The sequence below is a fragment of the Kineothrix sp. MSJ-39 genome (assembly GCF_018917935.1).
Taxonomy (GTDB): Bacteria; Bacillota; Clostridia; order Lachnospirales; family Lachnospiraceae; genus CAG-194.
Genome location: NZ_JAHLPN010000020.1, coordinates 1 through 18,800, shown reverse-complemented (window position 1 = coordinate 18,800; position 18,800 = coordinate 1). Strand labels below are relative to the sequence as shown.

Below are 18,800 nucleotides of genomic sequence, written 5' to 3'. Positions count from 1 at the left end.
CCTTTCTATCCCTTCACTCCGCCGGAGTAGGAAATTCCTTCAATCAGGTATTCTTCCCCATACAGATAGATCAGTATGGTTGGTACCATGTAAATAACCGCAACTGCAAATGCCAGTCCGACTTCACCCTTATTGATCTCTGACAGGAAGATCGACAGTGGATATTTATCGCTGTCAGACAACAGGATAAGCGGCTGTTCTACCATATTCCAATAATCAATGAATACCAGGATCGCTGTACTTGCGATCGCGCTTTTACATAGCGGAATGCAGACTTTTGTGAAAATCTGCCACTCTGAGGCACCATCCAACTCAGCGGCTTCAATCAGTGATTTCGGAATACGTCTCATATACTTTGTCAGCAAAAACACACTGAAGGTTGAAAAAATACCCGGTAATATGATCGCTGCTCTGGTATTTAAGATCCCCAGCCATTTGCTGACAAGGAAGTTCGGTACAAGGCTGACCTGATATGGCATCAGCATCAGTATAATATATAAAAAGAAGATAATTTCCTTTTTTCGTCCCCGGAACCGCGAAAAACTATACGCCGCTCCCAATGCAATAAAGATCTGAAATACAACGATCGGAACAACCAGTATGACCGAATTCCAAAATTTCAGCAGATAATCCGGACTCTGTAAGAGCACTGTGTAATACTGCTTAAAAGTTACCATATCCGGAATAAATTTCAGATTCGCCGCCTCCGATGTATAAGAGGACTGTGTCTGCGACTGCTGATTTCCGTAATAACTGTTGGAATCATCGGTATAACTGTCAAATACTGCACCATAGTTGGAAGAGATCTCACTCTCCTGCATAAATGAGTTTGCGACCGTCAGGACGATCGGCATTAAAAATGAGGTTGCAAAGAAAAACGCTATGATAAACAATACAACCTTTGTGCATTTCTGCTTTCGTCTGCTTTTCATCCTTCCACATCCTTTCCAAAGTGATTTTCGACCACAAAGAGAAGGCCTATGATAACAACCATGACAGAGCACATGATGATCGCAGCTGCTGAAAGCTTCTGATAATCCAGTGATTTAAAGGTATTATTCATGAAATGCTGCAACATATACAGTGTATCATACGGATAATCGCCTGTCAGCAGATATACTTCCCTGAATACCTTGAAGGAATTGATCAGTGACATGATCGCCACAAACAGGATCGTCGGGGAAAGATATCTGATCTTGATATAAATAAATTTCTGCCATGCGCTTGCGCCGTCCAGATCCGCAACTTCTATATATTCCCGCGGGATATCATTCAGTGCTGCCATAAACAGGATCATATTGTAGCCCAGATTCTTCCATAAGAACAAAAGCAATACAATGACCTGTGAAAAAGATGACTTAAACCAGTCGATCTTATCTGCACCCAGATTGACCAGAAACTGGTTGATCGCACCATTATAATGAAAAAACACCTGCCAGATCAGGACGATAGAAGCCGTCGGTACCATAAGCGGTGTTAAGAAAAAAGTGCGGAATGTACTTCTCAGTGGAATATTCTGTTCCAGAATGATCGCCATACCCAGCGACAGCAGTACCGCTAAGGGTACTGCCGTCAGGCTGAATACAGCCGTATTTTTTGCTGCCTGTAAAAAGGCAGAATTATGAAACAGATTCACAAAATTCTGAAGGAATACAAATCTCGGATCGATCGGACTGTCTACCATGGAATAATAGAAAACCACACCAAACGGTACGACGAAGAAAATGCTGACACCGATCAGGGACGGGAGCAGAAATCCGAGTTCCCATTTCTTTTCCTTCCATTTTTTATGCTTCTTCTTCATGTTTAACCTTTCTATCTGTTTTCATTTACATAGTTAGAAACACGGTTCTGTACGATATCTGCAACATCTTTTGCTGACTTCTGTCCGCTGAAATAAGCGCCTGTTTCGTCAGCAATGATCGTCATGATATCGTCATTGTATACATACAGATGATCTACAGATGCAATGACTTCACGAAGTTTGTTGACCTGATCCTCAGAAAGCGGTCCGATCTCAACATCAAGATCATCATAGCCCCAGGATGACTGGTATGGCTCTATCTCATTTCCATATTCATCCGTATATTTCTCTGTTGCGGAATATCTCTTGATCTGATATTCAAGCGCATCTTTACGGAGCGGGAATCCGCTGTAATAAATGCTGTTATTGTTGCAGGTGTAATCCTTTGTCAGGAATGTCTTTAAGAACTCCCATGCGCCGTCTACATTTTTGGACTTTGCATAAATACCAAGATCCATATTCATACTTGCAGATGCACCGACTGATTTGTCGGAAGGATATCCGATAAAGCTGATGTCATCCTGGAACATTTCATTGTAAAGTTCGATCTCTTCCATGCCCAGACTGTAAATATCGGCAAAGATTACTTTACCGTTACGGATCTGTGTCGGCAGGCTTTCGTAATCTTCATCCCAGTTGATATCCTCATCCTTCGGATAAGTATTTGCATACTCTAACAGTTTAATGAATTCATCACTGTTAAAGCTGCATTTTCCTGTGTTCCAGTCAATATAATCTTCATAGTTTGCTGTACAGATCATATTCAGCACGCTGGAGTTGGATCTCATGTAAAATGCTTTTGTATCGCCACCCTTTGACTGCTCCAGATCGATCAGATCCTGTACGGTGAATTTATCTCTGCCACCGATATCGGATGTTTTGCCGATCAGCACATTTACACCGAAGGTAGGTGTGATATGATACAGCTTACCGTCTGTCTCCATCACTTTTAAAACATTGTCGATAAAATCATCCTTTTTGATATCCGGATCTTTATCCATCATGGTATACAGATCCAGCAGCATACCCTTTGAGATATATTTCTCTGCGGAAATGCTGGAAAGATCAATGATATCCGGAATATCTCCCGCAAGGAGATCGTTGTTCATCTGTGTAGTAGGATCATCGTAAGAAGAATAATCCTTTACCATGATCTGATATTTATCCTGACTCTTATTAAATTTCACAGCCTGTGACTTGATGCTGTCATCCACATAAGTACCTGCGTATGTGATCGTTACTTTATCTGCCACTTCACTCGGATCTACCTTGGTAAAGATATATAATCCGCTGTCTGCGCCGTCGTCTGAGCTGTAATCGGAATAATTTGTAATAAACTGACCGCCCTTGAGTGCTCTTGTATCTCCCACATAACTTGTATTGATGTTACTGCTGATCCAGTTTAAGATCTCTTTTGACTGCTTTGTCTGTGTATCATAACCGTATAAGCTGCTGCCATCACTGAAATAGAAGCTGTAGTCCGCGCCATCGATCAGGGAATTGCTTCCATAACCGGAAATAGCAACATCGTATGTTTCGCCAAATGCTTTCTTTGCCAGATCGACCGTCTGTACCTGCATGCCATCCTGACCGTTCATTGCAACGATGATCTGTCCATCACCTGTTCTTGCCATTGCCATCAGATAGCTGTTGCCTGAATTATCTGCCTTGATCTGTGCGATCTTATTGCCATCCTTATCCAAAACGTAAACAGACTGGTCACCAAGCAGATAGATATTGGCATCTTTATCCAGTCTCAGGGACTGTACATAATCGTTTTCATCCAGAATACCGCTTAAATTGATCTCTCCTGTCTGGCTTCCGCTGGCATCCAGAACCTTGATCAGATATGTAGACTGCTCTGTTTTGTCATCATATCCGCTGTACAACATATATAAAGCGCCGTCATCTGTTGCCGCAAAGTAGTTCAGCCAGTTATTTTCATCCTGTGCCACATCCATCTGGATCTCCTGCAGATCAGATCCGTCTGCTTTACAGGTGTAGAAGTACTGATTGGTTGTACCATAGTAATCGTCCGGTACAGAATCTGTAGCGTCCGTTGTGTCACCGGTCTCCGCATCCGCACCGTCTGTTGCTGCATCTGCAGCTTCCGCATCATCGACCGGCTTTTCTTCTCCTTCTTCGGAGATGGCATTTGTTCCGTCTGTGCTGTCAGTCTGCTCATCACCGTCCACTGCAGCGTCTTCTGTTGTCAGAGTCGCAACATCTCCGTCAGTAGCACCTTCCTTATCTTTTGCTACTACATCTTCGCCTTCCTCATCTTCTGCTACTACTGACTCTCCGTCTTCTGCTTCCGTATCATCCATATTGCCCGGACCCGGAATCCATTCCGTTGTGTAGATATAAATCTTATCTCCCGCAACGGTAAAACTGCTGATATCTCCCTTGATATCGTCTGTGCAGCTTAATTTCTCTGATTTATAAACCAGATCTTTCATATCTTTGTTGTCCTTGCCAGATTTTCCGCCACATCCGGTTAAAAGCATCGATATGGCAAGCACACCGGCAAGTCCTTTTGCGATTATTCCTTTTCTTTTCATACTCAGACTTTCCTTTCCCAGTTTTTCTAAGTTTGATTATATGCTATAACTCCCTATCTTTCCACAAAAGTATTCTTAAGATTTGCGAAATATTCGGAGCCATTGTGCTAAAATGATCACATACAAAGGCCCCAACAATATTCCCGCAAATCCAAATACTTTGACGCCCGCATAGATCCCAAGCAGCGTCAGGATCGGCGATACTCCCATTTTGTGACTGATCAGCTTCGGTTCCAGATACTCTCTTGCAAATACAGCCGCCGCGTAAGTAAGCAAAAGCACAATACCCGAGAACACATTCCGCTTTAAAAAATGCCAGATTGCCACAGGCAGGATCACGATCCCTGTTCCGATAAAAGGAAGGACATCCAGAAATGCCGTCAGCACAGCAAGCCCCGGTGCATTGGAAAGCCCTGCGATCCGGAATCCCAGCAGACACAAAAGTGCGATTACCGTCATGATCTTTCCCTGTGCCAGCAGGCTTACACGAAGATAGCGCAGAATTTCATCGATCACCTGCCATACTCTGCTTTTCCGGTCTTCCTCTTCTCTCCATTTTTGCAGATGCTCCCATTCTTTTGCATATAATAAGGTAGCAATTACCGTGATCAGTAAAAAAGCCCCTGCCTGCACCACGCCCGTGAAATACTGGTAGGAATTGCGGTAAGCCATGGCAAACAGCTTATTACAGACTGTCATGCTGCCCTGCTGCAGCTTCTGCCAGAGCATTCCTTTTTCCAGATGCATTCCGGTCTCGATATAACCACAGCAATCCCTGACCGTACACAGAAGTGTTTCCTGATATTCCAGCCGCCGCTCCCAGAACAACATCCCATAGGCCAGTATTTTTCTGCCGAACAGCCAGAAAAACAATACCAGAAACAGCACTGTCAGAAGAAGCATGCCTGCAGTCCAGAGCTGGCTGCAGATCCCCGTCCTGTGCTTCAGATAACAGACCGGTTTTTCATAAACCGCCATCAGGAGCGCTGCCACCAGAAACGGAGCCAGCAGTCCGATCAAATACCGGAACACGATAAACAACAGAACCGCTGTCACACAAAATTCAATTTGTTTTCGATATGTTTCCCATATATTACGCATTAAAAAACACCCACCTGCTCTGTTCTCCTCCAGATTAGTATGGGCATTTTTTCTTAATTCATAGTTGTTAATAAATGGCTGATCGCCGGATTTTGAGAATTCACCTGAAATTCCATTTGTTTTCCGGTTTTTGGATGTGTAAAAGCAAGCGCATAGGCAAAAAGCGAGACATTTTTGATTCCCAGTTCCTTAGAGCGCTCCGTAGAAGCCTGCGTTCCGTATTTCTGATCTCCCAGTATCGGAAATCCCGCATGTGCAAGCTGTGCCCTGATCTGATGGAACCTGCCGGTTTCTATTCTCACATCCAGCAGTGCTGTGTCAGCTTCCTTTGTCAGCAGACGGTACTGCAGCTTTGCCTGTTTCCCTTTCCCGGATGCCTGCGCCACAATTTCCGCCTTCTGCGTCTGCGGGTTCTTCCATAAATAATCCACCAGCGTGCCTTCCGCAGGAAGCTCTTCTGCCCAATGCACAAGTGCATAATATTGCTTATTCAACGTTCCCGCCAAAAGCTGCTTATTCAGCCCCGCTGCTGCCTGCTTTGTCTTTGCCAGCACGAGCAGTCCTTCCACCGGCTGATCCAGCCTGTGCACCACATAAACAGGTGCGCCCTTTAAGTGCCGCGTCACGGCAGATACCAGATCCGGGCTTGTTACCCGCGCTGACTGTGTCGCCAGTCCCGCCGGTTTATAAACAACCAGCAGATCTTTATCTTCATATTGTATATCATTATCTGTTATCGTCTGCATCATACCTTAAACCTGTAGCCAACGCCCCAACGCATCTCACGAAACTATTTGGGGTGCTCATATTTATACTTTAAATCTATATCCAACACCCCAAATAGTTTCAATGTACTGCGGCTTGGAAGTGTCGTACTCGATCTTTTCTCTTATCTTCTTGATGTGCACCGTAACGGTCGCAATATCTCCGACCGAATCCATATCCCAGATCTCGCGGAACAGTTCATCTTTGGTAAAAACATGGTTCGGATTCTCTGCTAAAAATGTCAGAAGATCAAATTCCTTTGTCGTGAACACCTTTTCTTCCCCGTCCACATACACTCTTCTTGCTGTTTTATCGATCTTAATGCCACGGATCTCCACAATGTCATTCTGCTTCTGGTTGGATCCGATCAGTCTTTCATACCGGGACAAATGCGCTTTTACACGCGCCACCAGCTCGCTCGGGCTGAACGGTTTTGTCATATAATCATCTGCGCCGAGTCCCAGTCCTCTGATCTTATCAATGTCATCCTTCTTTGCCGATACCATGATGATCGGGATATTTTTCTGGTTTCTGATCTGCTTACAGATCTCATATCCATCAATGCCCGGAAGCATCAGATCAAGGATGATCAGGTCAAAGTCTCCGGAAAGTGCTGTTTTCAGTCCTTTTTCACCGTCATTTTCAATCGTTACTTCAAAATCGCTGATCTCCAGATAATCCTTTTCCAGCTCTGCGATCGCTTCTTCATCTTCAATAATTAAAATCTTATTCATCACGTTCTACCTCTTTGTACTTTCTGATCACGAAATGCATACAGGTTTCTTCTCCTTCCCTGCTGGTTGCCCAGATATAACCGCCGTGATCTTCTATGATCTTCTTTACAATGGAAAGACCGATACCACTTCCGCCCTTTGTGGAATTGCGGGAAGAATCCGTGCGGTAAAACCGCTCAAAAATGTGTCCCAGATCTTTTGCTGCTATTCCCTTTCCGTTGTCTTCAATCTCCACACGGATCGCATCCACTTCATCCAGAATTCGGATCTCAATCTTTCCGTGCTCCTTATCCAGATATTTCACACTGTTTCCTATAATATTACTGATCACACGGCGGAGCTGCTCCGGATCCGCAATGATCTGCGTTTCCGGCGAAACCAGATTGTAAAAATTCAGTTCAATATCTTTCGACTCCAGATCCAGTCCGACTTCTTCCACACAATCCTGGAAAAATTCCGCCACGTTCATCCTTCTGAAATTATATGGAATTCTGTTACAATCAATTCCCGCATAAAATGTCAGCTCATTGATCAGACGGTTCAGCTCGTTTGATTTATTATAGATCGTACGGATATATTTATCCATCTTCTCCGGCGTATCCGCCACACCATCCATAATGCCTTCCACATATCCGGTAATGGAAGTGATCGGCGTTTTCAGATCATGCGTGATATTGCTGATCAGTTCCTTATTTTTCTTTTCATTTTCTATGGACTCTTCCGTCGATTCCTTCAACCGGAGCCGCATCTCTTCATAATTATGAAACAGTTCCCCGACTTCTCCCGTATATTGGACATTCAGCTGATATTCCAGATTGCCTTCCGCAATGTTTTTCATGGCTACGCTGAGCTCATCGATCGGTCTGACAAACCATCTGTGCAGCAGTCCCCTGAACATATAGACCGAGAAAAACATGATCAGGACAATTGCCATAAACATATCAAAAAAGAAAGTCCGGCTGATCTTCTGCTCGGCAAAAATCAGAGCAGCTTGAGATCCCATACGATGTGTCATATACAGACGGAGCAGGCAAAAGGATAACAGTGTCAAAACAAGCGGAATCAGTACCATCGCCGTACACGCCATAATCAGTTTTGTACGAAGTGATACATTTTTCATCTTATCTTTCATAGCTTTTCTCCTGCAAAATTCTACTTTGTACCTATAGTATAGCCTGTTCATTTTCAGTCGTCTATGCAGTTTCGAGGAATATTATCCTTTTTAGAAAATTTTTATTAAAATCTGTTGACAAAATTTTATTATCTGTTATTATAATAACAGTAACGATTACTGTTTCTGATAACAGAAAGGAGAAGTCAGATGGCTGGATTAAAATACAGCAGGCAGCGCGAAGCTATCTTACAGTTTTTAATGACCCGTAAAGATCATCCTACTGCTGATGTCGTGTATGCCAACATCCGGGAAGAATTCCCCAATATCAGTCTTGGCACCGTCTATCGGAATCTGACACTGCTTTCCGATCGCGGACAGCTTCTCAGATTGCATCTGGGCGACGGCGTCGATCACTTTGACGCAGATACCTCACCACATTATCATTTTGTGTGTGAACGCTGCCATGCCGTGCTGGATCTGGAAATGCCGGATATCGATTCTATCGACAAACTGGCAGGCGCGCATTTTGCAGGGAAGATCAAAGGACACTGCACTCACTTTTACGGGCTTTGTCCATCCTGTGTCAAAGCTGAATAAATGGTAACTTCTGTGAGCAAAATCACAGTTTCACGTTTGAAATATTTCAAACAACATAAAATAAAATGAAAAATATGAAAAAAGAAAAGGAGAAATGAAGTATGAAGTATGTATGTCAGGTATGTGGTTATGTTTATGAAGGAGAAAATCCTCCGGCAGAATGTCCGGTATGTCATGTAGGTCCGGACAAGTTCAAAGCAGTAGAAGGTGAAATGACACTCGCTGCAGAACATGAATATGGTGTTTACGGCCAGACAGTAAAGAACAACCCTGAAATCTCAGACGAAGATAAGAAGTATATCTTCGAGCAGTTAAAAGCAAACTTTGAAGGAGAATGCTCCGAAGTTGGTATGTACCTTTGCATGGCAAGAATCGCTCACCGTGAAGGATATCCGGAAATCGGCCTTTACTGGGAAAAAGCTGCTTACGAAGAAGCTGAACACGCAGCTAAATTCGCTGAAATGCTCGGCGAAGATCTGGAGCCAAACATGAAGGCTACAACAAAGGACAACCTCAAATGGCGTGTTGACTGCGAATTCGGTGCAACAGCCGGTAAGGTAGATCTTGCAAAATGCGCTAAGAAAAACAACCTGGATGCAATCCATGATACAGTGCATGAAATGGCAAGGGATGAAGCTAGACACGGAAAAGCACTCAAAGGACTTCTGGATAGATACTTTGGTTAAGCTGTAAGCCGAGCAAGGATAAAATAAAAATGGCTGGAGGGCATTTATGCACTTCCAGCTATTTTTTATTTTAGACTTATTGGGCGCCAGCCCAACATGAATAGCCCGCAGGGCTATGAATGGCTCGGCGCAGCATTCTATGAATGAGCATGGCATTTTCTATGAATGGCTCGGCTGTTTATCATTGTCCTTTTTCTTCTGCGCAAGCAGCTCATCATATTTCTTCTTTGCCTGCGTAAAATACTTCCTGCTTATCATGATTTTATTTCCACTCCGCAGAATAATTCCTTTCCGTTCAAAACTGTCGATATAATAGAAATTGACTGCATAACTCTGATGTACTCGAATAAAATAGTCCGGCATTTGTGCCAGACATTCATCCATCTTCAACCGGAACTTATATGGAATACCGTCCTGATAGATCAGCACATTATGCTTTTTGCTCTCCACATGGGTAACTTCCCGTGCATTTACAGCAAGCATCTTCCTTTTCGTATGGAAGGATACCATATTGTGATCCTCTATCATCCGCCGATTTACACATTCTACTACTGCGCTCTGCGAAACAGGCTTTGTCAACACATGGGACTTGTCCATTACATAAACAGTCTGCAGATCCGGATTCATCTTCCACATCTGCTCGATCAACTGCAATTCCCGTGCATTATGGTTTAACTCTGTTACCAAAATATCCGGACGTTCTTTTTCCTTTTCTGAAATTCTTGCATAATAGTCATTGAAATTCTGACTTTCCGAGATTTCCTGTACTTCTCCCCTCTCATCAATGACTATCTCTTTTATAAATAGAGTATCCTCTGCTGCCTTACCATCATAAACGCACACTCTATACATATAAAGACCCCTCACTTATTCATTTGTATTGGATTATCCCTTAATTTATCCCCTCACATCGGCAGTATAACATATTAAAATAGCAATTTCACTCTTTTTGTTACAATTTAGTGCGTTTTGGCAAATTTAACATATATTGTGTCATAATTAGCATAATACCGTAATTTTCCAGTACTATATGACCGGCTTTTACTACAAATGACAAAAGGAGGATGAATCGTGGACACAATTGGCGAGAGAATTGTCTTCTTAAGAGAGGAACGAAATATTTCCCAGAAACATCTTGCAGCCTGTATTGACGTGACACCTGCCACATTATCCCGCTATGAAAAAAATACATATGAACCCAAGGGAGAAACGCTCGGCAATATGGCGCGTGAGCTGCATACAACTACAGATTTTATATTAGGACTGTCCGATTATTATGATCTGCCGGATAATACGATGCCACACTCCAATCATCTGACCGCAAAGGAGCATCGTCTTTTAGACTACTATCGCAGACTGAATCATGATAATCAGATCCGTTTACAGGAGCGGGCACAAAGTCTTTTTGAAAACCAGAAATAATCAAGTCGCCGGATGTCATCTGCAACATCCGGCGACTTTTTCTTTGCCATTGTTCTAATAAGTTTCTTTATTTGATATAGTATACTCTATTTTCTTTTCTGGCAGGTTCTGCCGGATAAGCACCATCTATATAACCGAGTGCACAATGTCCGATACCTTCATATTCTCCTTCAATACCAAGAGATTTCAGAAGCTCTTTGCCCCACTCGGTTTCAAATTCTTCCTTTGCACGATGGATCCAGCAGCTGCCCAGTCCCAGCTCGTGTGCTGCCAGCATCATATTACCCATCACTAAGCTGCCATCATACACATGGGTCGGCCAGTCTTTTCTGCCAAGTACGATCAACATGGCAGGGGCTCCGTAAAACGGATCGAAACCTTTATCCCAGCCACCGATCTCTGCATTCATTTCTGCGATTTTATCGCGAAGCTCCTTCTGGGTTACCTGGATAATAATCGCTGCCTGCTGTCCTTTTCCGCTTGCTGCATACAGTCCTGCTTCGATGATCTGATCGAGCAGCTCCTGCGGAACTGCATCCGGTTTATATTTTCTGATACTTCTTCTTGTTTTCATTTTTGTAAGTACGTCGCTCATGGTCATTCTCCTTACTTTAATTTCAGTCCGTCTTTAAAAGCATTTCCGACCTTTTCTCCCAGTCCGAGATAAGCATTGTTGACCGGATCATAAGTGATCGGTTTCAGTTTCTTCGGATCGATCTTTCCGTCTGTCAAAACGCTTGCATCCGCATTGACATTTACGATCTCTCCTACTAAAATACCGTTTTCGAAACTTTTTACCTTGCATTCCAATGCCATCGGAAGTTCATCGATCAGCGGTGCATTGACAAAACTGCTTTTTGTTGCATGAAAACCTGCTTTAGCAAACTTGTCCGGCACTTTGGATGCGGATTCCACACCAACATAATCACATGCCACAACTGTGTCCTCTGTCGCCATGCTCACGGTGAAAGCACCTGTTTTTGCGAGATTTGCTGTCGTTTTGTGCTGTGACATGCTGATAGAAATCTCATTCATATCTGTAATGATACCCCACGCCGCGTTCATGGCATTCGGTGTCCCATTCTCATCATACGTTCCGATGATCAATACCGGCATCGGATACATTTCCGGTTTTACTCCAAAATTAACTCTGCTCATATTCAAAAACTCCTTTCTGCCTTTTCACAGACGTTGTCTGCTGTCTTTATTATAGAAGTATAAAAGGAAAATATCAATTTTTTGTGAACAAAATACTATTTGGGTTCTTTTATCATTTACTGCCTTTTTCTTGCCGCACCTAAAAGTTCCATCAGCCCTTTTTCTTTGATGATGGCAATTCCCTGCCCTTCATCTCCAAGTACGATCAGATTATCTCCCGGCTTGATATCAAACAGCTTTCTGGCTTTTGCCGGGATCACGATCTGTCCTTTCTCCCCGACTTTTACCATACCAAAGATATATTTTCCTTTTGGCGGCACACCAAGCCCCATATTTTCTTCTTTTTTGTATTTGACAAGATCGTCCAGGGATACACCAAACACTTCCGCAAGTGCCTGACTTTTTTCAATGTCCGGTAAAGATTCTCCCGTTTCATATTTTGACAAGGTCTGTCTGGACACACCTATTCTGTCTGCCAGCTCTTCCTGTGACATATTGTGGTATTTTCGAAGTTCTACCAGATTTTCTCCAAGCATTTTTATCTTTCCTTTCTTTTGATTCCCAAAACACACCAGCGAATAACCGGTATACGGCTTATGATCTGATATAATATCACCGCACCCAAAAAAGCTGCAGCCCCGGTCAGGATATAAACTGCAGCAATCGGCAGATTTTTCGCATATGCATGCAGATAATATGCACACATTGCCAGTGGCAGATAATGGAATATATAAAGTCCCCATGCTTCCTTTTGCATAAAATCTGAAAAGCTATTTTTAAAATTGCCAAACCTGCTCATACCCGCCAGAATGGCAAGCACGCTGATCCATGCAAATGCATTGCAAAGTGGTTTGTCCAGTACGGAATGCTCCGCATAGGGAGCTCCCCAATATCTGACAACAAACAGGATCCCAAGTACCACTGCGGCAAATGCCAGTGGCAGCCAGTATTTCTGCAATCTTTCCACAACACTGTCATGTGACAGGCAAAAATATCCAATAAAAAATCCAAAACCATAGATACCGAATCGATATACAACGATTATGGGCATGTTAAGTATCTGCGCAGATCCATATGCAGCAATTGTAAACAACAGAAGAAGCCAGACCGGGACTTTTTCGCATTTCCGGTACAACCGGTCTTTTTCCAGCTTACGTATCACAACCAGAATAACAGAAAACAGCCATAGCATCTGTAAATACCATAATGGTCCAATGCCACTGACTGCCATGATCATATAATAGATTACCCCGGGTATTTTCTGCATTGTATCTGTAAAAACACCGCTGATCATCATATTGTAATATCCCAGTATCCACTGAAAAACAAATAACCCTATTGTAGAGGGGACAAGCAATTTCTGCGTTCTTTTTTTCAGAAATTCTTTATCTAAGCGGCCTTCCAGACAAAAACGGGCACACATACCGGATACCACAAATAACAGCAGCATAAACCAGGGATATACCATGTATTGATAGATATCCTGATACTGTTGCTTCGCAAATGGTCCGATCACACCTGCCGTTTCGATTCCGTTAAACATATAAATCACATGATAGATCACAACCAGGACCACTGTGATCCACCGGATATTATCAATGTATGTCTTTCTCATAAAAATACCACCTTTGCTATTATTTTTAACATAATTGTAAAAAAACGCAAAGGTGGTGTCCAGCAAGTCTGCTTTACAGATTCATAGTGATCGTGTTAAAAAAAGTGGCAAATGCTCTACTCTGTCTTTTATTCCGTCTCTGCCTCCTGCAGTTCTTTCGCGCCGTCCAGATAAACCCACTTGATCGTATAGGTCTTTCCTGTGCATGCACCGATATTATTCACATAATCCTCTAACAATTTCTGTGCCCTCTGCTGTGCACTTGCCAGCAGAACGGTATCTTTTTCGGCTTCTTTGCGCATGTTATCCTGCGCTTCCTGAAAAGCCGCCGTCTGATGCTCGGCTTCTACTTTGGCAGAGTTCTTAGCTATAATAAAGGAATCTTCCGTCAGTGTCGATTCATCCACCTTACATCCCAGTATTTTGGCAGGTGGAAGCGTGATGGTTACCGTATCATCCTTCACTTCCATATTGACCAGCGAGGCATCGATTCCAACCGTAACAACACCGGCATATTCTATCCAGAACTTTCTGTCCTTTTTCCAAAGCCAGATACCGGAGGCATCTTCCTCATTATACTTTGCCACATTATGGTAGTAACAATCCATCGTAGCCAGTTCACAGATGGATTTCATCTGGGAAGACTGTGGTATGATTTCTTTTTTATCATCCTCATTCTTGCCACATGCAACAAGAGAAAGGCTCATGAGCACAAGCAGAACAGTGCTTATCACTTTTTTCATTCCGCATCCCTCCTACTCGATCTGCAGCTGATATTCTTCATCAAGCTGCTCCATAAAAGGCTGAATGATGGCTTCCATCGTATTTTTTGCATTCTGCTTTGCAAGCTCATAGATTGCTTTTTCTTCAGCACTTTCCTTTGTCACGTCCTCAATGCATTTTTTATATGCCTGCTCAGATACGTTCTCCGTATTTGCCTTCTTATTTTCAAATATGTAATCAAGCGATCCGATATCCACATTGACATCTGTGATTTTGATCTCCGGAATTTTCACCATGATCACCTTCCGGTCATGATCTACCTGCATATCCAGTTTTTCAAAATCAAAGCCCGCTTTTACCTTCGCTTCATAAGAAACGTAATAGTCGATCTGAGCCGGATCTGCTTCATTCTCTACCTCCGCAATCCCGTTATAGATCGCCTCAAAGGTAGACATATCACTGACATCAACCATCTTTTCCAGCGTTGTCAGACTGATGATCTCCGGTTCTTCCTTCTTTGCATTACGCGAAACCACAATAGCGACTGCTGCCAGAATTACCACGATCAGCACCGCGAATACGACTATTTTGCCCCTTTTTCTTCGTTTGTGCTCTTTTTTCATGCCTGTCTATCCTCTCTTTTTATATAGAGTTCGTTTATACTTCATTCGTAACTTCTACCTGACAGGATTTCATTGTCTGAAGTGCTGCAGTATGCGCTTCTTTTGTTACCCCTGCACAACAGCTTGCATCCACTCTGACAGTTGCTTCCGGGTAAAATGCTTTCAAAATAAGGGCATTTGATGCTACGCAGATATCTGTACAGACACCGATCAGCTCTATCTGCAGATCACTTCCGTCCGCTTCCTGCGCAGCGATCACATCCAGCCAACCTGTATAGCCAAATGATGGTTTATCTACAACTGTGTAGTCCTTCTCTGCGCAAAGTCCTTCCGTTAACGCACTGCAGATCTGCCATCCTTCCGTTCCTTTCATACAATGCGGAACCGGCAGATGTTTTCCCTCATTTGTCTGCATATAATCTTCCCCATGGGTATCTCTGGTGAAGATCACTTCTGCATCTTCTTTATGATATGCTTCTATTTTGGCTCTGACACCGGGAAGGATCCTCTGTGCGTCCTCCGAACCCAGTGCTCCTGTCACAAAATCATTTTGCATGTCTACAACGATCAGTATTTTTCTCATATTGTTCTCCTTTTCTATCTGCAGTATCTGATCCGGCAGTTTCCTTTCTCGTCAAATTCTTCAATCTCATATAACAGCGGTCCATCCTCATATATGCGGCTGTAGATCTCTCCCAGTTGCTTGGTCCTGCCTCTGACTATAGTCCACTCATCCGGCAGATCAATTTCATAATCTGCCCCGGTTATCGTTCCCTGTTTTAGGGCTATCGCATACTCTATGGAGTCAGCCGTCCAATTACAGCCAAGCCCCATCAGATTTTCTCTGCCGTATATGTCTGACAGCTCGTCCCAAAAGACCCCAATTGTGGTGTATTGTTCTTCGTTTTTTGTTGAGAATACTCTTCTGATTCCAGTGAATTTCATGTGGGCTCCTTTCAAAAACATAAATGCCTCAATCACGGCGATCCATTCATTTTTCCTGCCTCTTCATTTTTTTATTTGTAACAACTGCCATCACCAGAAATATAATACCCATAATGACAAGTATCACATTCTCGGATGTATTTTGAGCAATCTCAGCTGATGATGGATCTGCCGGATCATATAAGATTTCCTTTTCTGCTCCAATCCCAGGGGTATTATCCGATGATGACTCTGTAACCTCATAATCCTCACCATTCACCTGATAAGTATACGTTCTTGTATATCTGGCTATCATATCTCCGTCCACATATTTGTCTACATCCGTGACCACGCCTGTAGCCCGGTCATAATTCTTATACTTCCAGCTACCTATGCCCGCGTCCACTATTCCAAATACAATAAGAGCTATACCCACAACTGTGAACAGCAGAATTCCCAATTTACCTTTCAAATCTATCATGCCTTATACTCCACTCCATATTGGAACTCCAGCCATGAAAATCACCTGCGGTGATGAGCTGGAGCTGCATCATGCATCTCTGATGCATGACATTTCTATGAATTTGCTACCACTTTTTCCACTTATATCCCCAATAATCAGTGTTTTTATTATATCAAATACAAAATTATACAACAATCCCTTCCTGATTATTCACACATTTCCCTGTGCTTTTAGGCACCACCTGCTTAAAAATGGGTAAGAAAAAGAAGGTATATTTCAACCTTCTAATTTCGAATACTAGAATTTGATTTATTTTGCTGCCAAGGCTTTGCCTACCTTTACGCTTACTGCGTCTTCATTATCCGGTTCTTTATGAAGAAATGATACGAAAGTCATCTTTTTGTCGATAAGCTTTCCTGCAATAGCAACACCTTTCCCCATTGTAAATGCAGCCACAACGGTTCCTATTCCAAGTCCCAGGATCCTTTCCAGTGCAAAATATGTCATACACGCCGTAACCAGCAGACAAGTTACATCAAAAGTGATCTTTACTCTTGCATATGGCTTATTGATGATCTCTGCCAGATCTCTTGGGAACAGATCTGTCGGAATAATAGGCAGTTTACACCGGTTTGACAATGCTATACCAAAGCAAAGTATTACATAACTCACCATAAAATAGGCTATTCTAAGCGGAATTGACATTGGTAATTTTGTTATCCACAATTCATTTACATCCATTAATTTACCAAACATAAACCCTGCAACAAAGCTAAATAAGTAGGATGGCACAAATCTTTTCTTAAGAACCATAAGCGTAATTACCAAAAGTCCCTGAAATATATAAGTCCATGTCCCAAGCGTCAGCTTAGGAAATACCTCACTAAATGCATAAGGCACACTTGATATTGCAGATATGCCCGAACCGGACTGGAGCATCAACAAAACTCCCATGCTGTTTATAATAATAGCAAACAAAAGTGCCGCTTCTCCTCTAAGTACAAGTCTACCGTCTTTCATACTTTTCTCCTCTTTTTCTTATGAAATATTGGAATTTTTCCAGATGAGATTATAGTCTCATTTTTTCAGGATAGCAAGACTGTGTTTGCTATTGCCACATTACATTTTATCTGATCTTTGTATATTTTCCCTTTAATCTTAGATACTATTAAGGGAATTTTCCCTTAATGCATTGCCTTTTCCCTTATTTTGAGCTATATTATAAGGGAATCGAAGTGAGGTAAGGGAATGAGAAACTTTAATTATTCTGAAATTAAAAATCAAAAATGGGATTCTGATATTCTTGGATTAATTGCTGCTATATATAAAGAAGCCGGAAAACAAGAGATGTACCTTAAGCAAAAGCCACAGGAATTGGAAAAGCTCGTAGAAATAGCAAAGATACAAAGCACTGAAGCATCTAATGCCATTGAAGGCATTATCACTACAAGTACCCGTATCAAGCAACTCGTAGAAAAAAAGACAACACCGAAAAATCGTAATGAACAGGAAATTGCCGGTTACCGCGATGTGCTTAATATCATTCACGAAAGTTTTGATGCTATTCCTATTTCTCAAAACTACATCTTGCAGCTTCACAAGATTTTATATAGCCATATGAATAATCCTATGGGTGGCAAAACTAAAAGTGTACAAAATTATATAAGTGCAACCTATCCGGATGGACATGTAGAAACATTATTTACTCCTCTTTCCCCTTTTGAAACACCGGAAGCCTTGGATAAAATCTGTGATGAGTATAATCGTGTGATTGGAAATATGGAAGTAGAACCACTCATTGTTATTCCTATCTTCATCCATGATTTTTTGTGTATCCATCCCTTTAATGATGGTAATGGCAGAATGAGCCGTCTTCTCACCACATTACTTCTGTATAGAAATGGTTTTTATGTTGGAAAATATATTTCCTTGGAAGCAAAAATTGCTAAGAATAAAGATCTGTATTATAATGCACTTTCCCAGGCACAACACGGATGGCATGAGGGTACTGAGGATGTAGTCCCTTTTATTAAATATTTGCTTGGAACCATTCTTGCAGCCTACAAAGATTTTGAGGATCGCTTTTCCCTCGTCGAAACGAAACTTCCTGCTCTTGAAATGGTAAGACAAGCAAGCATGTATAAAATAGGTCGTTTCAATAAACAGGATATTCGGGAACTTTGCCCTACGCTTAGCAACAGTTCTATAGAAAAAGCATTTAGAGATCTCATTTCATTAGGCGAAATAAAAAAAGAAGGCAAGGGGAAAGGAACCTGTTATTACAGATTAAAATGAGGCTTTTCTTATATATTTTCAGCAAGAGGATTGTAACAACTTTTTGAGCTTAGGGGCTGTAAAAATTCAATTTATTTTTACAGATTATCTGAATCTGAGTGTGTGAAGAAAACTCTGTAAATACTTAGATCTTCTATGATAATGAATGGCGGAAGGCTTGAGATTAAGCTTTCCGCCTTGTTTTTATATATAACAGCGAAATGATTGCATGTCAA

The 18,800-nt window shown here is 42.2% G+C and carries 21 protein-coding genes and 1 pseudogene; 4 read left to right on the top strand and 18 right to left on the bottom strand.

The features are described 5' to 3' along the window. Nucleotides 1-5 precede the first annotated feature (5 nt). From KQI22_RS11485 to KQI22_RS11455, 7 genes and pseudogenes are all read right to left on the bottom strand, one after another. Nucleotides 6-932 carry a carbohydrate ABC transporter permease gene (locus KQI22_RS11485; RefSeq protein WP_216552472.1) on the bottom strand — a complete coding sequence of 309 codons (927 nt, stop codon included), beginning with the start codon at nucleotides 930-932 and terminating at the stop codon, nucleotides 6-8. Beyond that, entirely contained in the window at nucleotides 929-1,804 is an 876-nt protein-coding gene (locus KQI22_RS11480) for a carbohydrate ABC transporter permease (RefSeq protein ID WP_216552470.1), read from the bottom strand. The genes KQI22_RS11485 and KQI22_RS11480 overlap by 4 nt, the downstream gene beginning before the upstream one ends. 11 nt (nucleotides 1,805-1,815) lie before the next feature. Continuing rightward, nucleotides 1,816-4,365, bottom strand: a complete 2,550-nt coding sequence (locus tag KQI22_RS11475; RefSeq protein ID WP_216552468.1) for a hypothetical protein — start codon at nucleotides 4,363-4,365, stop codon at nucleotides 1,816-1,818. 75 nt (nucleotides 4,366-4,440) lie between these two features. Then, on the bottom strand, nucleotides 4,441-5,466 hold the full coding sequence (locus KQI22_RS11470; protein WP_216552466.1) for an AI-2E family transporter: 1,026 nt from the start codon (nucleotides 5,464-5,466) through the stop codon (nucleotides 4,441-4,443). A gap of 53 nt (nucleotides 5,467-5,519) precedes the next feature. Then, nucleotides 5,520-6,215 carry an RluA family pseudouridine synthase gene (locus KQI22_RS11465; RefSeq protein WP_216552464.1) on the bottom strand — a complete coding sequence of 232 codons (696 nt, stop codon included), beginning with the start codon at nucleotides 6,213-6,215 and terminating at the stop codon, nucleotides 5,520-5,522. A 60-nt stretch (nucleotides 6,216-6,275) separates the two neighbouring features. Beyond that, nucleotides 6,276-6,965 carry a response regulator transcription factor gene (locus KQI22_RS11460; protein WP_216552461.1) on the bottom strand — a complete coding sequence of 230 codons (690 nt, stop codon included), beginning with the start codon at nucleotides 6,963-6,965 and terminating at the stop codon, nucleotides 6,276-6,278. Further along, a pseudogene (locus tag KQI22_RS11455) lies at nucleotides 6,958-7,908 on the bottom strand (sensor histidine kinase); the annotation flags it as partial. The gene KQI22_RS11460 and the pseudogene KQI22_RS11455, both read right to left, overlap by 8 nt. A 378-nt stretch (nucleotides 7,909-8,286) precedes the next feature. On the opposite strand from KQI22_RS11455, the gene KQI22_RS11450 reads away from it, so the two are divergent. Beyond that, nucleotides 8,287-8,676, top strand: a complete 390-nt coding sequence (locus tag KQI22_RS11450) for a Fur family transcriptional regulator (RefSeq protein WP_216552459.1) — start codon at nucleotides 8,287-8,289, stop codon at nucleotides 8,674-8,676. A gap of 101 nt (nucleotides 8,677-8,777) precedes the next feature. Beyond that, nucleotides 8,778-9,362: a ferritin family protein gene (locus KQI22_RS11445; RefSeq protein WP_216552457.1), complete on the top strand. Its 585-nt coding sequence runs from the start codon at nucleotides 8,778-8,780 to the stop codon at nucleotides 9,360-9,362. A 159-nt stretch (nucleotides 9,363-9,521) separates the two neighbouring features. On the opposite strand, the gene KQI22_RS11440 is transcribed toward KQI22_RS11445, so the two are convergent. Next, nucleotides 9,522-10,214 carry a LytR/AlgR family response regulator transcription factor gene (locus KQI22_RS11440; protein ID WP_216552455.1) on the bottom strand — a complete coding sequence of 231 codons (693 nt, stop codon included), beginning with the start codon at nucleotides 10,212-10,214 and terminating at the stop codon, nucleotides 9,522-9,524. 219 nt (nucleotides 10,215-10,433) lie between these two features. On the opposite strand from KQI22_RS11440, the gene KQI22_RS11435 reads away from it, so the two are divergent. Next, nucleotides 10,434-10,784: a helix-turn-helix domain-containing protein gene (locus tag KQI22_RS11435; protein ID WP_216552453.1), complete on the top strand. Its 351-nt coding sequence runs from the start codon at nucleotides 10,434-10,436 to the stop codon at nucleotides 10,782-10,784. 67 nt (nucleotides 10,785-10,851) lie between these two features. Here the strand turns inward: KQI22_RS11435 and KQI22_RS11430 are convergent, their stop codons facing one another. The 10 genes from KQI22_RS11430 to KQI22_RS11385 all read right to left on the bottom strand — a co-directional run bounded on the left by KQI22_RS11430 (nucleotide 10,852) and on the right by KQI22_RS11385 (nucleotide 17,310). Next, nucleotides 10,852-11,379: a nitroreductase gene (locus tag KQI22_RS11430; RefSeq protein ID WP_216552451.1), complete on the bottom strand. Its 528-nt coding sequence runs from the start codon at nucleotides 11,377-11,379 to the stop codon at nucleotides 10,852-10,854. A gap of 11 nt (nucleotides 11,380-11,390) precedes the next feature. Beyond that, nucleotides 11,391-11,942, bottom strand: coding sequence for a flavin reductase family protein (locus tag KQI22_RS11425; RefSeq protein WP_216552448.1), 552 nt, complete (start codon nucleotides 11,940-11,942; stop codon nucleotides 11,391-11,393). Nucleotides 11,943-12,058: 116 nt separating this feature from the next. Beyond that, nucleotides 12,059-12,478 carry a helix-turn-helix domain-containing protein gene (locus tag KQI22_RS11420; protein ID WP_216552446.1) on the bottom strand — a complete coding sequence of 140 codons (420 nt, stop codon included), beginning with the start codon at nucleotides 12,476-12,478 and terminating at the stop codon, nucleotides 12,059-12,061. A 2-nt stretch (nucleotides 12,479-12,480) separates the two neighbouring features. Continuing rightward, the gene (locus tag KQI22_RS11415; protein ID WP_216552444.1) at nucleotides 12,481-13,557 is read right to left on the bottom strand and encodes an acyltransferase family protein; all 1,077 of its coding nucleotides are present in this window, start codon (nucleotides 13,555-13,557) and stop codon (nucleotides 12,481-12,483) included. A gap of 128 nt (nucleotides 13,558-13,685) precedes the next feature. Further along, nucleotides 13,686-14,300 carry a DUF4230 domain-containing protein gene (locus KQI22_RS11410; RefSeq protein ID WP_253293617.1) on the bottom strand — a complete coding sequence of 205 codons (615 nt, stop codon included), beginning with the start codon at nucleotides 14,298-14,300 and terminating at the stop codon, nucleotides 13,686-13,688. A gap of 12 nt (nucleotides 14,301-14,312) precedes the next feature. Then, the gene (locus tag KQI22_RS11405) at nucleotides 14,313-14,903 is read right to left on the bottom strand and encodes a DUF4230 domain-containing protein (RefSeq protein WP_216552442.1); all 591 of its coding nucleotides are present in this window, start codon (nucleotides 14,901-14,903) and stop codon (nucleotides 14,313-14,315) included. Between the two features lie 34 nt (nucleotides 14,904-14,937). Continuing rightward, on the bottom strand, nucleotides 14,938-15,486 hold the full coding sequence (locus tag KQI22_RS11400) for a cysteine hydrolase family protein (protein WP_216552440.1): 549 nt from the start codon (nucleotides 15,484-15,486) through the stop codon (nucleotides 14,938-14,940). Between the two features lie 14 nt (nucleotides 15,487-15,500). Continuing rightward, nucleotides 15,501-15,848, bottom strand: a complete 348-nt coding sequence (locus KQI22_RS11395) for a hypothetical protein (protein ID WP_216552438.1) — start codon at nucleotides 15,846-15,848, stop codon at nucleotides 15,501-15,503. Nucleotides 15,849-15,894: 46 nt separating this feature from the next. Next, nucleotides 15,895-16,308 carry a DUF3592 domain-containing protein gene (locus KQI22_RS11390; protein WP_216552436.1) on the bottom strand — a complete coding sequence of 138 codons (414 nt, stop codon included), beginning with the start codon at nucleotides 16,306-16,308 and terminating at the stop codon, nucleotides 15,895-15,897. A gap of 291 nt (nucleotides 16,309-16,599) precedes the next feature. Further along, nucleotides 16,600-17,310 (bottom strand): DUF6198 family protein, encoded by a 711-nt coding sequence (locus tag KQI22_RS11385; RefSeq protein ID WP_216552434.1) that lies wholly within the window; start codon nucleotides 17,308-17,310, stop codon nucleotides 16,600-16,602. 228 nt (nucleotides 17,311-17,538) lie between these two features. Between KQI22_RS11385 and KQI22_RS11380 the strand changes: the two genes are divergently transcribed. Next, nucleotides 17,539-18,585 (top strand): Fic family protein, encoded by a 1,047-nt coding sequence (locus KQI22_RS11380; protein WP_216552432.1) that lies wholly within the window; start codon nucleotides 17,539-17,541, stop codon nucleotides 18,583-18,585. Nucleotides 18,586-18,800: the final 215 nt, after the last annotated feature.